Source organism: Candidatus Uabimicrobium helgolandensis (genome assembly GCF_041508025.1).
GTDB classification, from domain to species: domain Bacteria; phylum Planctomycetota; class Uabimicrobiia; order Uabimicrobiales; family Uabimicrobiaceae; genus Uabimicrobium; species Uabimicrobium helgolandensis.
Map to the genome: position 1 here is coordinate 501145 of NZ_CP165719.1, position 21499 is coordinate 522643.

Below are 21499 nucleotides of genomic sequence, written 5' to 3' on the forward strand. Positions count from 1 at the left end.
TAACTATCTTTTTACTAGAGAATAGTTATCTTGCAAGTATTTGAATTGATTGTATAGATGTGTTTTTGTAGGAAGATTAGCTAGTGAAATTATGACCATTATCACAGCGGGCGTTAAATTAGCCCAATAAATACTATTATTGCCCATGACTCCATTGAAAACAGCCAACAGACAAGTCACACCTCCAAGAAGTGCTCCTCCCTCAAGAATAACTATTTGCAAAATCCTTGTTGCTCTAAATTGAGCCATAAAACTTTGTACAGGTTTATTACTTTCAAAAATACCTTTGAGTGTATCATTTTTATAGCGTAATTTAGGTATCATTATAAAAAACATGATTGAAGAGAACGCAAGTATACCTGTGATGATAGATAGCAGATTGATTAGTTCTGCACTTTCAGGGTTTGCAGGTTCTTGCTTTTGGGTAAAAAATAATAAAAATATTACTGCGCTAAAAAACACAACCCCCATTGTTAAAGCTAACTGCAAAATTATGATGCCGGTAGCATCTTGTTGATTTAATTCTTTTTTAAAGTCTTCAAGTTCCATTTTATTTCCAACAAAAATAATTATCAAAAAAATTGTAGTTAGAGCCTGTATAAAATTAAAGGAATGTCATCAATTAAAACATTATACTAAAAATTTGTGACTGTGACTCTTATCGTAATTGTGATTGTAGCTCAGGGTCACAACTACCGCTATGATAGTTATTAATATCTAATTGATGACATTCCCTAGTTGAAGATAATAATTTTGTAACAGGCTCTTTCTCTAGTACTTTGCAAAATTATTTTGATTGTAATCGTTGTTGTACTAATTAACACAACAACGATTATTACTGTTTATGAGTATTCGCGTTAATTTAAATATAGAATGTGAGCTCTTTACTTAAAAGTAACACGTACTTGAGATTTACCCTTCGTAGGAGCTACTTTTACTTTAAGAGTATTCTTCTCCATAAACCAACCTTGTGTAGCTTTTGCAAATGATTCTTTATCTGTAAATTGAGGTAAAACTAGTGCGTTATTGTCTATTTGTTTGATGGCATTTTTTTGCGATAGACGTACTATCCAAGTATAGCGTCTAGATTCAGTACTTTGCGCTTGAAAATCAATAGATGATTTGTCTTGCATTGTACTGCGTATAACAGTGCCATCATAAAGAGTAAATTCAGAGTTTTGTTTTGGAAAAGCCATAACAACTAAGTGATCGCGCTTTTGTTCCCAAGTAACAATTCCTGGTTCTGTTGCGGTTGTAAGAGTATCAAGTGTTGGATCAGCCATTGGAATTAGACTGCCATCTTTTACAAAAAGTGGGAGAGTATCAAGAGGAGCGTGGACGTGAATTTTTGCTGGTCCGTTATGTTTTTTTCCAGTCCAGTAATCAACCCAAACTCCTTCAGGTAAATACACTTCTCGATCAGTATTGTCTTGATATATAGGCGCTACAAGGAAGTTTTCACCGAATAAATACTGAAAACGAGCCTTGCATGCTTCTTCGTCGTTAGGATATTCTAAAAATAACGGACGCATAATTGGAAGACCTTTTTCACTAGCAATTTTTGCATAGGTATAAAGGTAAGGAAATAAATCCATGTGCAAGCGCGCGTATTTCTTGTAAATATCTAAAGTTTCGCGATCAAATTGTTTGAAGTCCCATGGTAAGTGATTTCCGCCACCACCAAGTTGCATTACTGGTGAGAATGCTCCAAACTGCGCCCAGCGAATTAAAGAGTTTTTGGTTGGTGTTCCTTTGCGGAATCCTCCAATATCAGGACCATAATATGGAAACCCTGACATACTTGTGCTAATTCCACCGACAATACCTGCTGGTAAACCACCAACAACACCTTTGCCGTTAAAGCTAAAGTCGTTGTCTAAATCACCAGGCCAAATACAAGGGGCATTGACTTGGTCACCAAAAGCTCCTGTGCGGCATATAAGAAAACCATCACTGTTATACTTCTTTAGCATTTCATTGAAAGTACGGTGATAATTAAGCCTGTATTCTCCTACATCTACCATTCTTTTTGTGCCGTTATAAAAACGGATTCCAAGAGATGACGCGGTAATACCATCTTCTATTTCACCATAATCTAGTTTCCAGCCAGAAACACCCATTGACATGCATTCATCTATTTTTTTCTGCCACCATTTGCGCGCTTCGGGATTGACGAAGTTTACTGGAGCTCCCCAGCCATTTGCCCAAGGCATAACAAAAGGAGTCTGATGTTTGTCCATGCCCAGAAGATAACCATTTGCCATTGCTTCGCCAAATTCGCTTGCTTCGCTATTCAAGAATTCACTTGACCACAAGGCAGCTCTGTAACCTTTGCTACGCATGTTTTTAATTAAGTTTTGAATTTTTGGAAACTGTTCTTTATTGAATTTGAAATTGTTGTATTCTGTTTGCCAAGGGTTATCAATCCAAATAACACTTCCTGGAATATCAAAGCCACGCATTTTTTCCATGTCCTCATACACTTCATCCTCATGGTTGTGAACATTACGCCACTGATGAGGAGCAAACACCCACTTAGGATAGAGAGGCGGCATTCCCACTATTTGCATGTAAGAGGTCATGGTTTTTTTAGGATCTTGATTTGCAATGAAATAGAATTCAAGAGTATTGGTATCAAAAGTGAAGCGCGCTAAGTCAGCAAATGAAGCGCCCATATCAAAGTACCCGCGGCGTCTAATTGGTGCAAACACACCGTAGCCTTTATTACTGATGTAAAAAGGAACGAGTAAGTGAGTTTTACTGTGCTCGGATTTACTTCCTGGAGCGTACTCTGGTTGCATTCCTCTTACATAGCCTTTAGAATCGGAAGCATTAAAATGCTCACCTAGACCAAAATAATGCTCATTTTCGTGTGAAGTGAAGGTTTCACTAAAATTCCATACTGCTTTGGTTTTAGATAGTGTTGCTTTAAATTGAAAAATGTTATCGGAAGTAAAAGTGATGAGTACTTTCATAGAAACAATACTAGGGTCATCAACTTCCGATGTAGTACAGTTAATTTCAATGCCGTTCTCCACGCTTTGCCAATTAATAATATTTTGAACGTGGAAGGCCTCTCCTTCATTGATATTAGTCCCTAAAGCTTCAATGCGCTTATCGCGATATACTCTATATACTAAGGGACCAAAAGTGTGTTCGTCGCTATAGTAACCTAAAGGCGTATCAGGAGGTTCAGGTAGAGATCCGCCTTTGCGTATGTCTCCTTCTTCTGCGAGAGTGTCACCATTACTATTTGCTACACGTAAATGCCAAGGATTTTTGGCAATAGAAATTTTTATGGACGAAGTTTGAATAATTAACTCATTGTTGTTGTCATTGATGTCAACGTCTGTTGCTAATAAAGGAAGTAGCAAGAACAAAAATATAAATATATAACGCATAATAGTCTCTTTCTAAATAAAACTCTGACATTATATAAAGCTGGATGGTACATCTAGTGAGGATAAAAAGTTTTGAGAGTGACTTACTCTTGTCTAAATATGTCGGTATGCTCTGTAGTTTAAGATAATCAAAGAAGGTGACTCTACATAGTTTATGATAACATAATTTATAGGTTGGAGGAAAAATTTTTTATGTTTGCGACAAACTACTTGATAATTTTGGTGAATAGTGTTTAGTTATGGGGTGAGAGTGCTCACTCCATTTTATAAAGATCAATATAAATAGCAGCGCTCGCGTTAAATGTGTTTATACTCGAAATAGGAACAACAAACTATGCTGTACTCTTCTGTTATTCGTATATTTGCAACTACTCTAGAAGTCGATTATGACAATCCTTGGCAGTCTGACACGCCATCAAGTGGTACTGGGTCGGGGGTTGTTGTTGGGTCTGGTAAAATTCTTACAGGTGCTCATGTCGTTGCTAATTCGACTTTTTTGCAAGTTCAAAAAGCTTCTGATCCAAATAAATTTACTGCTCAAATTTTGAGTATTTGTCACGATTCCGATTTGGCTATTCTCGAAGTAAAAGAGCCTAATTTTATGGAAGGTATTTGCATCGCTGAAATAGGAGATTTACCTTCGTTGCAAGATCGTGTTACTGTTGTTGGATACCCTATTGGTGGGCGCGAAATATCTGTGACAGAGGGCGTTGTTTCTCGTATCGAGGTTCAGCGCTATAGCCATTCAAGGCGACATTTATTGGCCGTAACAGTTGATGCTGCCATTAATGAAGGAAATAGCGGAGGACCTGTCTTTAAAGAAGATAAAGTAATTGGTATTGCCTTTCAAACTTTAAAAGCGGCTGAAAATATAGGGGAACTGGTACCTTCGAATCTTATTCATCGATTTATCAAGAAATCACAAGATGTTTCTATCGTAAAAGTTCCACATCTTGGTATAAGGACACAAAATATGGAAAATCCTATGTTGCGTTCTTATAAAAAGTTATCATCAACAGATAGCGGTATTTTACTAACAACTGTTCAGTATGGTGGTTCTGCTTGGAAAACATTAATGCCTGAAGATGTGCTTGTTGAAATTGATGGATATAAAATAGCTAATAATGGTACGATTAAATATCGCGATCAATATCGCACCATGTATGAAGTTGTGATGGGCGACCACTTTGTTGATGATGAAATTTCCTTAAAGGTTATTCGACAAGGAAATTATCTGGATGTAAACGTAGTTTTAAAAGAATGTGCACCACTTATTCCTTTTTGGAGCTATGATAATAATCCGACTTATTTTATTTATGGTGGTCTTGTTTTTCAAAAACTTTGTTTGGATTATATTGCAACTTGGAATAAATGGTGGGATAAAGCTCCGGTAGAGTTTTTAGATCTTTTTTATTCTGGTGTGCGTACAGAAGAAAGACAAGAAGTTGTTATTCTTGCACAGGTACTTTCAGATGAAGTAAATGTGGGTTATCAGAATATATCTAACGAAGTAGTTGCATTCGTGAATGATACTAGACCAAAGAATATGATAGATTTTGTAACGATTATGACTAACGCGAAAGATACTATTACTGTTAAAACATCGGGTGGTCGAATTATTATATGTGACGCAAAACAAGTTTCACAAGCAAATAAACGCATAGTGCAAAATTATCATATTAATGGGGACCGTTCTTTAGACTTAATTGATATTTAAGAATAGATTCTAAGTGAAAACTTATAGCTTGTTATAAAATAACTTTGTAACAGGCTCCTAACTTTGATAGAAAATCGCAGGTTATTTACTAAAACATTATTTTCAGGGTAGCAATATGATCGGTAAAAATTTTAAAGGTTTCGAAATTATAAAACTATTGGGAAAAGGTGGAACAGGAGATGTTTATTTGGCTAGACAACAACCTCTGGGCCGCTTAGTGGCTTTAAAAATTACCCCTAAATCTCACCCCACACTTGTATTGGATTCTGCTAAACCGTTGGGAGAAGCTAAAATTTTGGCAACTTTACAGCATCCAAATATAGTCAGTATTTATGATGTTGGCCAGGAAGATGATTTTCATTATATTGCTATTGAATATGTTCAAAAGGGTTCATTAAAACAAGAAATCGAGCGTAGCGTTTTACCTGAGATGCAGGCCTGGACAATTGCTTTGCAAATTTGCCAGGGGCTTCAGGTTGCATTACAAGAAGGAATTGTTCATAACGATATAAAACCTGAAAATATTCTAATGACGCGTAACGACTTTATTAAACTAACCGATTTTGGTATTTCAGAGGTTCTTGCTCATAAACGTGAGAGTGAGGTTATTTTAGGAACACCAGGTTATATTAGTCCTGAAAAATATCATGGAGATGGTGGTGATTTTCGCTCAGACATATACTCCTTAGGTAACACTGTATACTACATTCTTACAGGGAAGTATGTGTTTGTAGGCCAAAGCCCTGAGGATATACAACAAAAACACGAAGAGTCGTTAATTAAACCTCCTGCTATGCACAATAATTCTGTTGGTTATACAAGCAGTATTATTTTAAGTAAGATGTTGCAAAAAGACCCTGATAAACGCTATCAGTCTTATGGAGACTTAATGGTTGATATTCGCTCTTTGTTAGAAATGAAGCCTGCTAAATTTGCAACAAAACAAGATGCTAATGTTATTTATACTGATGTAAAAAATTACGTTAGTAATAAAAAAATGAAAATATCGCAAAAGCTAAGAGTTTTTACAGAAACAATGTTGCACCAACTTGACCTAGAAGAAGATACTGATATTGTTATTCTCGGTGAATGGCCTATTGATCATATACGTAAAACTTTTTATCATTTTTCTCGCGTGCACTTTATGGGAAGTATTGCTGAACTAAATTTATATCTCAAAAAACGCAAAGCTGTTGTTGTTTTAGACTGCGATTACTTAGAACACAAAACAATAGAGTTTTGCTCTATCATGGCAAATTCTCATAAAGAAAACTATTTGTTGCTACTGATGAAAAACATACCGGAGAAATTAAATGAAGATAGTAGAACTGTGTCTTATGAAGATTTTACGGAGAATTTGAATCAGTTACTAACAACAAAAGCACTTCCAGATGCAACTCAAATAGACATTAATCTCGTTTTGAGTTTGGCACAAGGAAAATACTGGACATTTGCGATTGAAATTTTTAATGACGTACTTTCTGCAAAAGTACTTGTTGAAAATGGGCATATTGCTAAAATTAAAACCGCAAATAACGAAACTATTGCCATGGATACTTTAACTGCGAAAGGTAATTCGTGGAAATTATGTGGTAACCTTCTCTAAAAATTATAATAAGTAACCACCGAAAATATTTACCCATTGGCATTTTGTTCTTTTAATTTTTAGCTTTGTTACTCCTTCGTTACGCAGCTACAGCTGGCATCCTTGTTGCGCCGCACTAGAAAATAAAAGCCATGCATTGAGCAGGTAACTACTTTTATCAGATCACTTAGAACAGGAAAATATATGACAATCCACTATCGTACTTGTAATCTTTGTGAAGCAATGTGTGGAATAGAAATTCATACGCAAAATAACAAAATTTGTAGTATTCGCGGTGATAAACAAGACCCTTTTAGTAAAGGTTATATTTGCCCTAAAGCGGTTGCACTTCAAGATGTATACGAAGATTGTGATCGATTGCGCCAACCGATGAAACGTACATCTGAGGGGTGGGAAAAAATATCTTGGAAAGAAGCGTTTGATGATGTCGCTAAAAATTTGAAGCAGATTCAGAAAGATCATGGCAAAGATGCTGTTGCGTTGTATTTAGGTAATCCTGTTGTACATAATTATGGATCTATTTTTGGATTGCTTTTAGCGAAAAATTTACAAACAAAAAATCGTTACTCTGCTTCAACTGTTGATCAAATACCACATCATTTGGTTGGTCTTAAAATGTTTGGCAATGCTATGCTTCTTCCAGTGCCAGACGTAGATCGTAGTGATTTTTTTCTAATCATTGGAGCAAATCCTGCGGTATCTAACGGTAGCCTGATGTCTGCTCCAAATATATCTAAACGTATTAAGGATATTCAAAAGCGCGGAGGTAAGGTAACTGTTGTCGATCCTATTTATACGCGCACTGCAAAACTTGCCGATAGGCACTGCTTCATTAAGCCTGGCAGTGATGTTTTTTTATTGTTAGCGATGTTAAATGTGATATTTACCAAAAATTGGGATTGTTGTGATTCGTTACCTTCGTATTATAAAAATAAAAACGAGCTTTTTGAGTTGTTTGTTGAGTATTCTCCTGAGAAAGTAGAAAAGGTTACAGGTATACCTTCTCAGAAGATTTACGAGCTTACCAAAGATTTTTGCGAAGCAAAATCGGCGGTTTGTTATGGAAGACTAGGGGTGTCTATTCAAGAATTTGGAACAGTCACGCAGTGGCTAATTACTTTGTTGAATATTGTATCTGGAAATTTTGATCGCGCAGGCGGGGCAATGTTTAGTAAACCTGCACTTGATATTGTAGGGCTTACTCAAAAGTCAGGAGATGGGCAATTTGCTTCTTGGAAAAGTCGCGTGCATAACTTACCAGAGTTTAATGGTGAGACTCCTGTTGCTACAATGGCTGATGAAATGTTAACTCCTGGAGAAGGTCAAATTAAAGCATTGATAACTGTGGCAGGAAATCCTGTATTATCAACGCCAAATGGTAATAAACTAAATGAGGCAATAAGTAGTCTTGACTATGTGGTTGCTGTTGATTTTTACATCAACGAAACAACACGCCACTCAAATATTATTTTACCTCCAACCCACACTTTAGAGCACGACCATTATGATTTTATATTTTTGGCTCTTGCTGTTCGCAATTTTGTGAAATATTCTCCTGCTCTGTTCTCTCGCCCTAAAGATATGCGACATGACTGGCAAATTTTTCGCGAATTGCATGTTCGATTGGAGAATAACAAACTACGATCTTTTTTTTGGCGATTATTATATGCTATCGTGACTCCTCTAAACTTAATTGCTTTAGGATTTCGTCTTGGTCCTTATGGTAAATTGTTTGGCGGCTTGACGCTAAGAAAAATAAGAAAATCAGTGCATGGTATTGATCTTGGAGCCTTGAAACCATGTCTTCCGCAGCGCTTAACAACAAAAGATAAAAAAGTAGATCTTGTTCCCTTAGTTTTTAAACAGGATTTACAGCGGGCAGCAACAAAACTAAGCCAAGTAGAAAAACATAGGTTTGTACTTATAGGAAGACGCAATTTACGTAGCAATAATTCTTGGATGCATAACTGCAGGCGCCTAGTTAAAGGTCCAAATAGATGCACTATGTGGATACATAGTAGTGACGCATCAGCGTTAAGTATACAAAATGGAAGTAATGTTAAAGTTACTTCACGGGTTGGGGAAATAGAAATTGAAGCCGAAATTTATGATGATATTATGCCTGGGGTAGTGAGTATTCCTCATGGCTGGGGGCATGGTCGCGTTGGGGTTAAAATGAAAACAGCACAACAGCATGCTGGAGTGAGTGTTAACGATCTTACTGATGACGAATATCTTGACGAGCTTAGTGGTAATGCCGCTTTGAATGGTGTGCCGGTAGAGATTCATCTGCAAAAAATTGAATAACAAAAATTTATTGGTATTAGGGAGAGAGAATGAAGTACTTAGACATTGAAAATTGGGCTAGAAAAGATCAGTATTTCTTTTTCAAGGAGTATGAAAATCCATTTTTTAATATTTGCACAACCTTAGATATAAAAAATTTAATCGTATACACAAAAGCAAACAAGATTTCACTGTCTCATGCTTATTTATACTTATCGCAAAAAGCTGTTAATGAAACCCCTGAAATGCGTTATCGAATACAAGGTAATAATGTTGTTGTGTATGATAGAATTGATGCAGGATGGATAATGATGAAAAATGATGGTAGTATAAATTTCTGCTATTTAAAACATACAGAAGGATTTTCTGCATTCCACCAGCAAATGCAAAAAGTGAGTTCCAAGTTGGAAACAATGCCTTTTGACACTAACGAAGATCGAGATGATTTAGTTTATTACTCTGTTTTGCCGTGGATCCACTTTCGAAGTTTGTCCCATGCTCATCGTATGCCAAGAACAGATTCTGTGCCGCGAATAGTTTTTGGTAAGTGCGAAGAGCAAAATGACAAAGTAAATATGCCAATCTCAATTGAAGTGAACCATGCTTTAATGGATGGTTTTCACGTGGCGCAGTTTTTGGACAAGTTTCAGTATTTTTTAGATAATAGTAAAGAAATACTTGAATTTTAACTGTGTTGAGATTTTTTTACCTTCCCTCTATCATCAAGGATTTATTGTCAATTAGATCATAAGCGTAGCCCCCTTACGGTAATTGTTTTTCTAATTGATAGCACACCTAAATTTTTTTCAAAAAGTTTTTAACCTTTATTTAATCCCTGCATCTATATAAGTACAGCTTTAAGATTTTCTTTTCTCTTATTAAGATGGCAAGAATGAATGATACGCAACTTATTTTACAATTTAAACAGGGAAACACTCGTGTGTTCAATGCTATTGTTGAGCGTCATAAAAAACGTATATATTTTTTTGCTTTAAAGTTATCTCAAGATCACCAAAAAGCAGAAGATATATCGCAGGAAACTTTTTTACGCGCTTATAATAAATTACATACCTTAAAAGAGGAATCGAGTTTTGTTCCTTGGTTGTATAGAATAGCAAGTAACTACTATCGTAGCATAATACGTCGTCCTATGTTGAAAGTTGTGAGTGATGTTGATCTGAATTCTTTAGCAATAGATAGACAAGAAGAAGATGATAATGAAATGGAAAAAGCAATGAAATGTGCAATTGCTCAGTTGCCTAAAAAACAAAAAGTTGCTTTAGTATTACGATGCTTTGAAGGGCTTAGTTATAAAGAAATCTCTCAGATTATGGGGATTTCTAATAGCGCCGCAAAAGCGCATGTTAGCTATGCCCGTAATAAGCTTCGCGATTTAATGGAACGGACAAACGATGAAATGTAACCAAGCAAAAAACTATATGTCATCAAAATTAGATAGTGAGTTATCTAGAAAAAAGAGTAGGTTACTCGATTTGCACTTAAAGAGCTGCGAAAATTGCGCGAGTAGGTGGAAAGATTTACAAAAACAGGAAGCCTTGTTTTCTGAGATATCTTTTGGTGATCCAGGTGAAAAATATTGGAAGAATTATTCAAACGAATTTGTCTTTAAGAAGCGTTTTCCTATTTATCGCTATGTCACCGCTGCAGCTTTACTATTGACTATTTTAGGCATGTATTTTTTAAACATTTTTTATCAAGATGATTACAAAATCTATGATTTAGCTTTAGCAAATGATCAACAAGCACAACGAGTTATATTACTAAAAGAAAAAGAGTTGGGCACAGTTGATAAACGTTACTTTTTACGCGATGAGCGATTTCTTAAAGTAGAAAAATTCGTTTTAAAGTTACTAACTTTACGAAAAATGTCCGATTCATTTAACAATTTAGAGCAACTATATGCGCGTGGTAGAGAAAAACATCTTTCTTTGTATCATTTATGGCAAACAGACAAAAAACGATCTTTGCCGATAGTTGTAAAGGCCTTAGATCACGATAATTTTTATCTCTTGGCTCTATCGTTAATAAAAGAATCGGAGCGAGATGCATATCGTTATTTTGCTACATTAAATAAAGCTGTTATGTGGCGTGTTTTGGGAGATTTACGTGGATATTACAGTCTCATGATGCTCAAAAGATCTGCTTTATCAGGCAACAAAGAAGCAATAAGAGCTTTGGGCAAGAGAAGTAGTATTAAAGCAGCAAGAGTACTATTTACTTGCATGAATCGTTACCAAATAAGAGGAGATGCTGTTCGAGCACTGCATTGTTTGCGGCCATTTAGTATTGATTTAATTCATGAAAAGATCAGACAAGATGATCCTGTCGGAATTGAATTGTCAACACAGATTTTCGATGATCGAACAGCTGGCGTTCTACTTGAAATGACAGCTAGAACGCGTAATTTTTCTAAGATAGTTAACAGTTTATCTAAGTTTAAAAGCGCACAAAACGTTGATTTTTTTATGAATTTAGTGCCGTATAAAAAATATCGTTCGTTAGCTCTGTCTGTTCTTGCAACTACAAAAGATAGTCCTCGCGTTAATCGATTCATGATCAGAGGTTTGCAACATGGACATTTGCACAATGAATTTTTGAAAGCGATAGGAAATAATGTTTCACCAGAAATGATCGAGCCTATTGTAAATGTTGCATATAAAAAAGGACTTAGTTTGATTGCAACAAAGGCACTACTTCATATGCCAAAGAAAAAAATTATTCCTTATTTAGTTGTAATGTTACGGAGTTCTCGCTTAAGAAAATCTGCAAGTGTTATTTTAGAAAAACTAACGAATGAAGATTTTGGCACAAACGAATATTTATGGATAAATTGGTTAAAAAGGAGCGAAATATGAGAGCAATTATTTTTGCGATAATAGTTTTGTCAAGCGTTTACAGTGAAGATTATGTGTATAAAAAGTATAACGCTAGTATTATTAGAGAGGCAATAAAATTACCAAATCCTCAAGATGAAGCTGAAGGTGTTATTTTACAAGAAGAAGGTGTTATTTTACAAGAAGAAGGTGAATACGATAATACCATACTTGATTTTATTCGTCGTTTTGTGGCACCAAAAACGTGGAGTAAATCTGAGTCGCTTATTGATATTGACGATAAATTTTTGCATGTTGTTCAAACAAAAGGTGTTCATCGCGAATTGCAGGTGCTTTTTGAGCAAATTAAAATGCGGTTTTTGAGATCTATTTCTATGGATTTGCAAGTAGTGCGCGTTCCTGTTAAAGAATTCCCCGATTTTAAAAATAGTGAGGTTGTACATGAACAATTTGTAACGCTTAATTGTGGTCAAAAACAGACAGTTTCTCTCTCAACAACGCATACTTTTATTTCTGACTATGATGTGGAAGTAGCAGAAGGCAGTGAGTGTTCTGATCCAGTAATTAATATGTTGAAAGAAGGCTTTAGTTTAGAAGTGGTGCCTTTTGTTTCTTTTGATAATAAACATATTCATCTCTTTGGTGGTGTTAGCCAACTCGATTTAGACGGAATAGATACTCAAGCCACAAAAAGTGTACCAGGAATAGACCTTCCTCGTTATAGACATGAAGGATCTTATGGCAGTTTCAGAGTTGCTGTGGGAAAAAGATCTTTGCTCACATATTATACAGCAAATGGTAATGTTTATGCTATTTACGCAACGCTATCATTGAAAAAACAACAAGATTTTACAATGAAACTCTATGATGGTGGCTTATTATATTATCTTTCTTATCCTTTTGATTACGAGAATAACGAAAGTCCATCGCCTGACTATGGAGCAGTGGGTGTCTTATTTGAGGAAAATAAAAGTAAGGGGGTTTTATTTGAAGAAGCAGATGATGAAGATATTAATGATCGATTTGGTAAGTACTTGTTAAAAGATGATCTGGTGTTTGGAAGATTTATTACCAATGTCTCCAAAACAGACATGAGCGCTAAATTAAAAGAACTTGAGGATATGTGGAGTAATTATTACAGTATTCGCGTTTGTAAGTATAAAGTACCAAAAAACAAATATAGTGAGCTAGTACAAAAGACTAACTATATCAAAAAGGAAAAGCAATTGTTTTTCAGCGAATATGCCTCTGATTATCTACATCTTAGTGGAGTTAATTCTCAAAGGTCTCGAAATTTTAATTATCAAGTCTTTAATATAGTATATGATTATGATGTAGAAGTGGCAACAAGGGCATCAATAGGAGATCCTATTGTTAGCACAATGAGGCACGGGCTTGAATTTTCCGTTTTGGCCGAGCGAAATGATATAACAAACGAAATTTTTTGTGATATTGATATTAAAAATTCTAAGTTGTTATTACCTATTCCTTTAAGAAAAACGCCACATGGCCCAATACATTCACCTGTTATTTTAAGTAGCGATACTCAACAGAAGTTATACTTGGCTACAAACCGCGAATGGATTATAAAAAAGTTTGTTTCCGAAGACATTGTTACTGTTTTCACATTATCTATAGAATAATTTAAGGAATAAATTAGCCATTAACTAAATGGTATTAATGACAGGACCTTTATAATTTATCAAATTTATATAAATATTGAGGACGGAAATATTCGTCCTCTTTTTTATTTGGTGGTTAAATCTACAGGTTGCTATTTTTGAAAATGTATTTTTCCATTTTTTTGTAGTTTGAAAACTACCATGCATCTTGGACACCTGTATGTGCCTACTTTTGGGCGAGCTCCTAAATTAATTTTACTACTGCAACTTTGGCAACGGATAATATACGTTTTGCGTTTAGCTCCACTGCGCGGTTTTGTAGCCGCTTGTTTTGGAGGTGCAGATCTAGAAACTGTTCTTCGAGGTTGCGACACAGCGGGTTGTGGTTTTGGAGCTACTGGTTTTGGTTGGACAGATGCTTGCTGAGCTGATCCAGAACCTTGGCTTCTATTTTTATAGAATGTTTGTACCGCTTCTTCTTCTGATTTTGATAATTTAATCAACGATAACAAACCTAGCATATTAAATAATGCAATGAGTTTGTCAGGTACATCAATTAAGCTGATATCTCCACCACTCTCTTGAAATTTATCAGCGATTTTAACAAGAACACCCATACCAGTACTATTAATGTAGTTCACTTGCGAAAAAACAATGATCAAATGTTGTACACCTTGGCCTAGAAAGCCTAGAAGTTTTTCCTCAAATTGCCTTACTGTAGAGCCATCAATAGAGCCTAATATCCTGGATACGATTACAGGAGCGCCATCTGGTAATTGAATTTGTCGATTTTGAAATTGTATCATGAAAATCTCACAAATCATAAACTAATAAGACCCAAGAAATTTGTTTTTTATAGGTTTTACTAAGTGTTGGAAGTTTTTAAATGTAGTTATCTAGTATTCGTTGGGTACTTGAAAATAACCTATTTATGCTACCCTATATAGCATAAACTGACATATTTTGCAAATAAATTATTTTATTGAAACTAATGAATATTTATTTATATAATTTGTTTTACCTTTCTTTCTTTTCAGTCATCAATTTATGTTCCGAGGAGCTTTAAAATGCAACAACCTCAAAATAATACTCATGAAAATTATGCAGAGTTTATCGAAAAAACGATAGCTAGTCGTTATCAAATTAAAATGTTTATTGGTAGCGGAGGAATGGGTATTGTTTTTAAAGGTTTTGACGCAAAACTAAACCGAGTTGTTGCAATCAAAGTTGTTAATTTAAAGTCTTTTAACGAAGGAAAGAAACAAAGACTAATTAATGAAGCTCATGCTATTGCTCAGTTGAATCATACCTATATCATACAAGTTTATGATATTGTCGAAGAAGAAGGGCGTGGTTATATTGTTATGCAATATGTCGATGGGTTGAATTTTGAAGAACTCTTAAAAAGTAATACTTTTACTTGGAAACAGATTGCTACAATTGTTAAAAATATTGCTTTGGCAATGTTTTATGCACACAAAAAAGGTTTGGTTCATCGCGATATTAAAACTTCAAATATACTCATATCAGCAAAAGAAAATCGTTGTTATTTGATGGATTTTGGTTTAGTTGCAAATATACAAAACGATACGCGTTTAACACCAGAGGGCGCTATTATTGGAACTCCTGATTTTATGTCTCCTGAGCAAGCCCAAGGCCAAGGAATTGATAACCGTTCCGATATATATTCTTTAGGGGTTGTGATGTATGAAGCTTTAACTAAAAAGCGTTGTGTTAATGCTTCTAATAGTTTTGCCGCCATTATGCAAATTGTCCAAGAACATCCAGAGAAACCAAGAGAAATTAACAGTGAAATTCCTGAAATGCTTGAGGAAATTTGTTTAAAAGCAATGAAAAAGAACCGCGAAGAACGATATCAAACTGCTATGGACATGGTTAAGCACCTTGAAGGCTTTTTACTTCAGCAAAAAAAAGAAAGTGAAGAAGGATTAGAGGCGCACGAAATTCAAGAGAAGAAAACGCAAATTATTGATTTGAGTAAAACCAAAAAGAATAAAGCTCTGTCTCGAAATAAAAACACAGGACGTATACGTAAATCGAAAAAATATGCACGAAAACATCGCAAGAGCCAAAGCCAGTATGCTGGAATTTGGATCGTGATCATATGTTTATTTATCATTATTTTGATTATTTCTAATCTCACGTAAGGTAACAGATGGCTAAGAAACGTAAGTCTAAAAAAAACAATAATAAATTATTAAATAGTAATTTACAATTTCATGGAGCGTGGATTAATCCAGATTGGCAATCGTCTGGGAACGCATCGATTTTATTTGCTCGCAAACTTCCAAGTGGTCTTTTGTCATTTGTTCATTTTGGGATTCTTGTTTCTGTTAGCAAATGTGATGATTCGTTTCTTGTGAGCCGTATTACCGAAGAAAAATTTCGAAATGAGTTTTTAGCGGATCGGAAATTGCTTAAGATAGATGAAAGTGCAGTGAAGGATATTTTACGAGGCGTAGTACGCGCGAATAAAGAAGATGGCTACGAGGTTCCTAAAGAGTTTTACAATGCTGTAAAGCTAGTAGGTAATATCGATTGGAAAGTAGAAAAGAAAAAAGAAGAGTTTACAGGTAGTGTTTTGCGTTATGCTATGGTTAAAGATCGCGATGATGTCGAAGTAGAAGTTCGCCAAACCTCTGTATTTAGAGAGTCAGACGAATCAACAGACGGTGCGCGAGAATTTTTGTGGATAGAAGCACGTAAAAAAGGTGTTTTTGCAAAGAAAAAATTAAAAACCGTTGGACGTGTGAAGTTTACAGATGATGAATTAATTATCGAAGTTTCTGAAGACGAAGATAAAGAGTTCTTAGATCACAAAATATTTCAGTATTTAGGTGCGTGTATTGAGTAGTTTGATATTTATGTGCTAAAACTCTAGGTAGTACACACCAATATTTATCCTTTTGATTAAGGCCATCATTTAATGTCTTACCTCTTTTTCGAATCTGAGCCTGCTTGTGAATCTGAACTCGTCTGTGAACTTGAGTTTAAAGTTTTTACTTGAACTTTAACTAAACTTCTAAGCTTTTCTCTCCCTAATTAAAGGGAGAGAAACCAGTACTTACTAGTTAGGGATTACATGTTGTAAATGTAGTCTTTGTTTACGTGGGGATGCGCCTTGAATACGAAAAGACACTTCTGTGCCCTCTTTTGCGTAAGATTCTCTATCTACTTTTGTGGAAAATTCCTGAAATAGACCTGGGAAAAAAACTAATACGCGATTGTTGTCAAATGCTTTAGATACGTATCCTTTGTAAATCTTGCCTTTTTGCTGTTTCAGATACTTGTAAAACCAAAATAAATAACGCTCGTTTTCTGATATTTTGATTTTTTTCTCTCCTTTTTCGATAGAAGATATTTTTCTTCTAACTTCATCTGAAGAGTAGCACATTTTGTTTGTATTCATAAATTGAAAAAATTGACGATGAATTATTAGGTCACCGTAACGGCGAATGGGTGATGTTCCTTGTGTGTAAGCATCTAAACCAAGAGTTGCGTGCTTTCCTGGTGTTAAAGATAAAGTTGCACCTCCTAAACATCTACGAAGTTGTATAGGGTAAACGGGGTTGTCTTTTACCAAACTATCTACAGGATTGTTTATTGATTGTATTCTATAAAAAGCAGGGATGCCCTTTTTGGCCATTGTTTGAGCAAGAATATGATTGAAGTAAATCATGAATTCAGATACTACTGTGTGCGCTGGAGTAGTTGCTGAGGTTAATTTGAACTTAATGTCATTTTCGTCTTCGATATTAATACTCGTGTCAGGAAAATTCGTTATGATGGCACCTTTTTCGCAGCGTAATTCGCGAATTTTTTGTGCTATTTCGTGCAGTTTACAAAAATGATCATCTTTTCCTAATTCGCCGAGGCTATCTTCGTATGTTGCTCTTTTTCGCAAACTAAGGACGGTTTTTTCGAATTTACTTTTTTGTAAAGTTCCGTCATAATCAAAATGAAAAAAGCCAGAAATTGTGGCTCTTGGGGAATCTTCTGCTAGTGTTAGACGCTTTTTAACAAGTTCCATTGGAAATAGTGGTACTTTTCCATCAAGAAAATAAACTGTGGCAAATCGATCTTCTGCCATAGAATCAAGAGCGCTATCTTTTTTTATTACTGATTCAACATCAGCAATATGAACGCCTACTACGGATAGACCATCTTCTTCATGGAGTGAAATGGCATCATCAACTTCTTCTGTTTGCTTATCATCAATCGCAATGTTCCATATATCACTTACTACACGACGACCTTCCCAGGTAACTTCTTCTTTAATAATTTCTTCCACTTCTGACATGACTTGTGGAGAAAATTTAGTTTGTAATCCTTGGCGATAAACGACTTGATTAATATTTTTGCTGATGACTTCTTTATTTTCTAAAAGAAGTAGCATTTCGTCGGGTGTTTTTCCTAATAGGCTACCTACTTTTTTTACTTCTGAACTTGATAGATCACCATAAAGAGCATATGTTTTTGCCTTTTCGAGAAGGGAAACAAACTCTTCTGGAATGTCTTTGTTGCCGTGGTAAGAGAGAAACCACTTTATAAACAAATCTTCTTGTTGTTGGCGCATTTTTTCATTGTGAATTCTTTGGAGATTTGCTTCTACATTTTGCTGAGAATTTTTTTCAAATTTGCCATTATTTAGTTTGAAGTATAGTGGATTTTTTCCAAGAGCTACAAATAGAGAACCGGCGTCAGTATTTGTGTAATCAGTGAAATATACTTGTAAAAGATTTTCTAGAGTATATATTTCGCCTTCATCTAATAATTCCCATAACGTTGGAATATCAATTTGTTGTTGGGCATATTCATCAATTAGCTCTGCAATTTTTAATCTCATACTTTTTTCATTATCGGCTTTGATTTGGCTGTTGAAATTCCATAGTATTTTTTTTTCAGCAATACTAATTTTTTCTCTATCTTGGGTATATACTTCGATTTTTTTGCCGCTATTGTTATTTTTTAAAATAATAGCAAGAAGTAAAAGCCCTCTTCTCTCTACTCCTACAACAACATAACTATTCAAAATGATACCTTTCCAATACTTAAGTGGGTTTCCTCGTTCATTTTTTTCATATTATAGTTGAGTATTGGTAGTAGTGCTAGTTGAAAATTTTTTAGAATATGTTTACTAATAATCATGAAAATTTTAAAAATGACATGGCTAGAGTGTATAAGTGTTTAGGTTTTTATGCAGCGTTATCAATTAAATAGCCATTGTACCTGTTGCCATAATCGTAGCGGCTTCGACAGAACATAAGAATTGTTTTTAATGTGAATTATTTTAGAGAGTAGAAGGTCCTTTGAAGTGCAAAGTTATACTCTATAACAAAGAAGACAAATGTTGAGTAACTATTGCACTTTTTTTTGTTTAAGAGTGCTTTCTTTTTAAGATTCGCAAACCGAAATATAGTGAACGATTAAAGAAATGTTCTGTTGCTGTGTCTTCTCCGCCCCATATAGGCATTAGTATACCGAACTTTCCTACTGAGTCGTATAGGATGAATGTGGCAACATTATTGTTGTTTGATGCACTATAAATCATTTGAGCTGGATATGCTAAGTTACCAATAACAGGGATAGCTCCGATAAAAAGCGCAACCCATGGTCTTTTTTGACTGCGAGTATAGCTTTGAATTAAACGAAATATTGTGTAAAGGCTACGAGCTACAGGCCCGGAAACGAGTATAAGAAAAATAGACCATTTGAGAGTGACCACCCCAGATACTAACAAGGAAGGGATGACTACGTATTCAAATGTTTTAACGAATGGTTTAATGGCTATGTGTACGCCAAAGTCAGTAATAAAAGCACTTGTGTCATTTTTATTGATTTCTTTTTCTAATATACTGACGGTTTTTTGTTCTAGTTGCTTTCGCTGTTGCCAGCGATGAATACTTTTGCGTACATAGTTACGCGCCTTTTCTTCGCGGTAGCGCTGAGATATGGCGAACTTTATTGCTTTGAGAAATTTTTGTAAGAAAGGAAAGTTAGTTATAAAACGTATAGATTTTTGAGGAATACTAAAAAATAAAATACTAAGTAGCAGCCAAAAAACGCGCGCAATTTCTCGTCCGTACCACAGTATTGAAAAACGTTTAAAAAATTGTAGTTGTTCGGCGCTTATCCTGTTCTTTTTATGCGAGTAAGTTAAACTGCGTTCAATTCTTTTAGTTGTTCGCCAGGCGTGTTGGTGTTTTTGTAGTTGATCAATTTCTTGTTGCAAGTTAGCGAATTCTTGTTTTGACAAAAAACTAGAAAGTTTTTCATTATTACTATCGATATAATTTTGTAGTTGTGAGATATCGACGTCATCGAATAGAGCACGGCGGTGGCGAAAACTTTTTGGGATATAAAATGTAAATAGTGGAATAGGATTTAGTGGAATAAGAGCAGGAACACCAGATTCAAGATCTATCCATACCCAGCTAGTTCCTGTGTATAAAAAATTGTTAGCCGCAACTGGGTTGCCCATACCTGCTTGCCAAACCAGACCATCGAAGCCACTTTCTTTGAGTTTTTTTTGTAAAGGAGACATTATTTCTCGGGCAAGATAGTCAAAATCTAGCGGGCTTTTTTGTGTTTCATGAAGCGAATGTTTTAATATTGCCGTTTGGCCGTTTATGAGTTCTGCTTGCAATTCATATGCTTGGTATTCTTCGTTCCAGTGGACGGCAAATGCTTCCGAGACATCAAGTGTACCACTAAACCAAAAACGAGTGAGTTTTTTAAGAATATTTCGCCGTAGATAAGCGCATTCTATGGCATTTTCGTCCCAGGTGTAGGCATTAGGAGCTCCAAAAAAAATGTAGTGAACTGCGTTAGCTAATTTACTTCCGATAAAAATTTTATGAACTTTTGTTTTATTTTCATCCATAAAAACAATTCCGGAACGTCCCTGACCTAATTTTTTCATGTCAACGTGGCGAGGATATTCCCTAAAACGTTAGGGAGGAAGGAGAACTTTAGTACGATTTACTATACGAACCACAAGCTATTTGCCTCGCACTTCCTTTCTATGTAGATTGTTGTATAAATGGTATACCTGTTTTAATAGAGGTATTGTTTTGCTATATTCATTTGCAAAACTGCTTGTTTGATGTTATTACTAAAACATAAAACACATTTTATTGCTAGTTCATTTCTTTTATAGGTTGCGTAATGTGAATTTTCCTTTACTTTCCTTTGTCAAAGAAACTACTTGGGATGAAATTATTCAAACTTGGAAACAAGATGAAATTGACCAGGTTTTTTGGCAAAAAATATACAAACAATATTCTTCTTGGGAAAAATGGCGCGAGCATTGTTTGCAGGAATTTAATCTTCCTAAAAATGGATGGAGGGTCTATCGTATTGATGACCCCGAACTATTTGCAACAAAAGCTTATTGTGGCCCTTTTAATACGTGGTTTAAACACTATGCTAAGGATGATTTTCCCACAAAAGAAGAGCGCGATTTATCCTCGTTTGGTTATATAGTACCGCGAAGTGTTCTAAGTCGTAATCCGAAGATCGCGAGTATTATGGAAAACTTTCCTGACTGTAGTCAAGTGCTTGGAGTAACAGATGGTGAAAAGTTTATGTTGTACGAAGGTCATCATCGTATGTGCGCATTGACACTAGCTAAAGAACAGGGGATTAAAATTTCAACAGAATTATACATAGCAGTACATCAGTTTTCAACAGTGGATTTTTACAAACACTTTTATCCGCAAAGGACTTGTAATGAATGATAAAAAAGACATGCAGAGCGCACTATGGCAAATATTAGAAAAAAGTAATGGACCGGTAAGTGATGAAGAATTAGCGAAGATGAGCGAGTTGAAAATAAGTCGCGTTCGCGCTACATTGGGAAAAATGGTAAAAGAAAGACTTGTTCGTCGCGCAGGAGGCGGAAAATTTTGCTTGGTGAGTAAAAATTCTAAAAGAAAATAGGACTCTTTTATTCGTTAATTGTCATTCCCATGAAAATGAATCCAGGCATA

At 35.2% G+C, this 21499-nt stretch carries 16 protein-coding genes; 11 read left to right on the plus strand and 5 right to left on the minus strand.

Annotated features, from left to right (window positions below):
- Positions 1 to 3: 3 nt before the first annotated feature.
- Both UABHE_RS01765 and UABHE_RS01770 read right to left on the minus strand, forming a co-directional pair.
- A complete protein-coding gene (locus UABHE_RS01765; RefSeq protein ID WP_372368452.1) occupies positions 4 to 549 on the minus strand; it encodes a hypothetical protein in 546 nt (181 codons plus the stop codon).
- A gap of 335 nt (positions 550 to 884) precedes the next feature.
- Positions 885 to 3401: a TIM-barrel domain-containing protein gene (locus tag UABHE_RS01770; RefSeq protein WP_372368453.1), complete on the minus strand. Its 2517-nt coding sequence runs from the start codon at positions 3399 to 3401 to the stop codon at positions 885 to 887.
- 334 nt (positions 3402 to 3735) lie between these two features.
- Between UABHE_RS01770 and UABHE_RS01775 the strand changes: the two genes are divergently transcribed.
- From UABHE_RS01775 to UABHE_RS01805, 7 genes are all read left to right on the plus strand, one after another.
- Positions 3736 to 5118, plus strand: a complete 1383-nt coding sequence (locus UABHE_RS01775; RefSeq protein ID WP_372368454.1) for a S1C family serine protease — start codon at positions 3736 to 3738, stop codon at positions 5116 to 5118.
- A 115-nt stretch (positions 5119 to 5233) separates the two neighbouring features.
- Positions 5234 to 6724, plus strand: coding sequence for a serine/threonine-protein kinase (locus UABHE_RS01780; RefSeq protein ID WP_372368455.1), 1491 nt, complete (start codon positions 5234 to 5236; stop codon positions 6722 to 6724).
- Positions 6725 to 6907: 183 nt separating this feature from the next.
- Positions 6908 to 9031, plus strand: a complete 2124-nt coding sequence (locus UABHE_RS01785) for a molybdopterin oxidoreductase family protein (RefSeq protein WP_372368456.1) — start codon at positions 6908 to 6910, stop codon at positions 9029 to 9031.
- Positions 9032 to 9060: 29 nt separating this feature from the next.
- Positions 9061 to 9699 (plus strand): CatA-like O-acetyltransferase, encoded by a 639-nt coding sequence (locus tag UABHE_RS01790; protein ID WP_372368457.1) that lies wholly within the window; start codon positions 9061 to 9063, stop codon positions 9697 to 9699.
- Positions 9700 to 9902: 203 nt separating this feature from the next.
- The gene (locus UABHE_RS01795; protein ID WP_372368458.1) at positions 9903 to 10433 is read left to right on the plus strand and encodes an RNA polymerase sigma factor; all 531 of its coding nucleotides are present in this window, start codon (positions 9903 to 9905) and stop codon (positions 10431 to 10433) included.
- Positions 10423 to 11886: an anti-sigma factor gene (locus UABHE_RS01800; protein ID WP_372368459.1), complete on the plus strand. Its 1464-nt coding sequence runs from the start codon at positions 10423 to 10425 to the stop codon at positions 11884 to 11886. Before UABHE_RS01795 ends, UABHE_RS01800 begins: the two co-directional genes overlap by 11 nt.
- Positions 11883 to 13508 (plus strand): hypothetical protein, encoded by a 1626-nt coding sequence (locus tag UABHE_RS01805; RefSeq protein WP_372368460.1) that lies wholly within the window; start codon positions 11883 to 11885, stop codon positions 13506 to 13508. Before UABHE_RS01800 ends, UABHE_RS01805 begins: the two co-directional genes overlap by 4 nt.
- 131 nt (positions 13509 to 13639) lie before the next feature.
- On the opposite strand, the gene UABHE_RS01810 is transcribed toward UABHE_RS01805, so the two are convergent.
- Positions 13640 to 14293 (minus strand): anti-sigma factor antagonist, encoded by a 654-nt coding sequence (locus tag UABHE_RS01810; protein ID WP_372368461.1) that lies wholly within the window; start codon positions 14291 to 14293, stop codon positions 13640 to 13642.
- A gap of 261 nt (positions 14294 to 14554) precedes the next feature.
- Between UABHE_RS01810 and UABHE_RS01815 the strand changes: the two genes are divergently transcribed.
- Positions 14555 to 15655 (plus strand): serine/threonine-protein kinase, encoded by a 1101-nt coding sequence (locus UABHE_RS01815; RefSeq protein WP_372368462.1) that lies wholly within the window; start codon positions 14555 to 14557, stop codon positions 15653 to 15655.
- Between the two features lie 8 nt (positions 15656 to 15663).
- Positions 15664 to 16362 (plus strand): hypothetical protein, encoded by a 699-nt coding sequence (locus UABHE_RS01820; protein WP_372368464.1) that lies wholly within the window; start codon positions 15664 to 15666, stop codon positions 16360 to 16362.
- 213 nt (positions 16363 to 16575) lie between these two features.
- Here the strand turns inward: UABHE_RS01820 and UABHE_RS01825 are convergent, their stop codons facing one another.
- Together UABHE_RS01825 and UABHE_RS01830 are read right to left on the minus strand one after the other, a co-directional pair.
- Positions 16576 to 18540, minus strand: a complete 1965-nt coding sequence (locus tag UABHE_RS01825) for a ribonuclease catalytic domain-containing protein (RefSeq protein ID WP_372368465.1) — start codon at positions 18538 to 18540, stop codon at positions 16576 to 16578.
- Positions 18541 to 18885: 345 nt separating this feature from the next.
- Positions 18886 to 20391 carry a hypothetical protein gene (locus tag UABHE_RS01830; protein WP_372368466.1) on the minus strand — a complete coding sequence of 502 codons (1506 nt, stop codon included), beginning with the start codon at positions 20389 to 20391 and terminating at the stop codon, positions 18886 to 18888.
- A 286-nt stretch (positions 20392 to 20677) separates the two neighbouring features.
- On the opposite strand from UABHE_RS01830, the gene UABHE_RS01835 reads away from it, so the two are divergent.
- Entirely contained in the window at positions 20678 to 21247 is a 570-nt protein-coding gene (locus UABHE_RS01835; protein WP_372368467.1) for a hypothetical protein, read from the plus strand.
- Entirely contained in the window at positions 21240 to 21449 is a 210-nt protein-coding gene (locus UABHE_RS01840; RefSeq protein ID WP_372368468.1) for a hypothetical protein, read from the plus strand. Before UABHE_RS01835 ends, UABHE_RS01840 begins: the two co-directional genes overlap by 8 nt.
- Positions 21450 to 21499: the final 50 nt, after the last annotated feature.

What these genes read in the sequence shown, in the direction of transcription:
- UABHE_RS01810 (WP_372368461.1), bottom strand. Translation starts at nt 14,293, where the DNA reads ATGATACAATTTCAAAATCGACAAATTCAATTACCAGATGGCGCTCCT.
- UABHE_RS01805 (WP_372368460.1), top strand. Translation starts at nt 11,883, where the DNA reads ATGAGAGCAATTATTTTTGCGATAATAGTTTTGTCAAGCGTTTACAGT.
- UABHE_RS01785 (WP_372368456.1), top strand. Translation starts at nt 6,908, where the DNA reads ATGACAATCCACTATCGTACTTGTAATCTTTGTGAAGCAATGTGTGGA.
- UABHE_RS01780 (WP_372368455.1), top strand. Translation starts at nt 5,234, where the DNA reads ATGATCGGTAAAAATTTTAAAGGTTTCGAAATTATAAAACTATTGGGA.
- UABHE_RS01815 (WP_372368462.1), top strand. Translation starts at nt 14,555, where the DNA reads ATGCAACAACCTCAAAATAATACTCATGAAAATTATGCAGAGTTTATC.
- UABHE_RS01770 (WP_372368453.1), bottom strand. Translation starts at nt 3,401, where the DNA reads ATGCGTTATATATTTATATTTTTGTTCTTGCTACTTCCTTTATTAGCA.
- UABHE_RS01775 (WP_372368454.1), top strand. Translation starts at nt 3,736, where the DNA reads ATGCTGTACTCTTCTGTTATTCGTATATTTGCAACTACTCTAGAAGTC.
- UABHE_RS01830 (WP_372368466.1), bottom strand. Translation starts at nt 20,391, where the DNA reads ATGGATGAAAATAAAACAAAAGTTCATAAAATTTTTATCGGAAGTAAA.
- UABHE_RS01820 (WP_372368464.1), top strand. Translation starts at nt 15,664, where the DNA reads ATGGCTAAGAAACGTAAGTCTAAAAAAAACAATAATAAATTATTAAAT.
- UABHE_RS01800 (WP_372368459.1), top strand. Translation starts at nt 10,423, where the DNA reads ATGAAATGTAACCAAGCAAAAAACTATATGTCATCAAAATTAGATAGT.
- UABHE_RS01790 (WP_372368457.1), top strand. Translation starts at nt 9,061, where the DNA reads ATGAAGTACTTAGACATTGAAAATTGGGCTAGAAAAGATCAGTATTTC.
- UABHE_RS01795 (WP_372368458.1), top strand. Translation starts at nt 9,903, where the DNA reads ATGAATGATACGCAACTTATTTTACAATTTAAACAGGGAAACACTCGT.
- UABHE_RS01840 (WP_372368468.1), top strand. Translation starts at nt 21,240, where the DNA reads ATGAATGATAAAAAAGACATGCAGAGCGCACTATGGCAAATATTAGAA.
- UABHE_RS01765 (WP_372368452.1), bottom strand. Translation starts at nt 549, where the DNA reads ATGGAACTTGAAGACTTTAAAAAAGAATTAAATCAACAAGATGCTACC.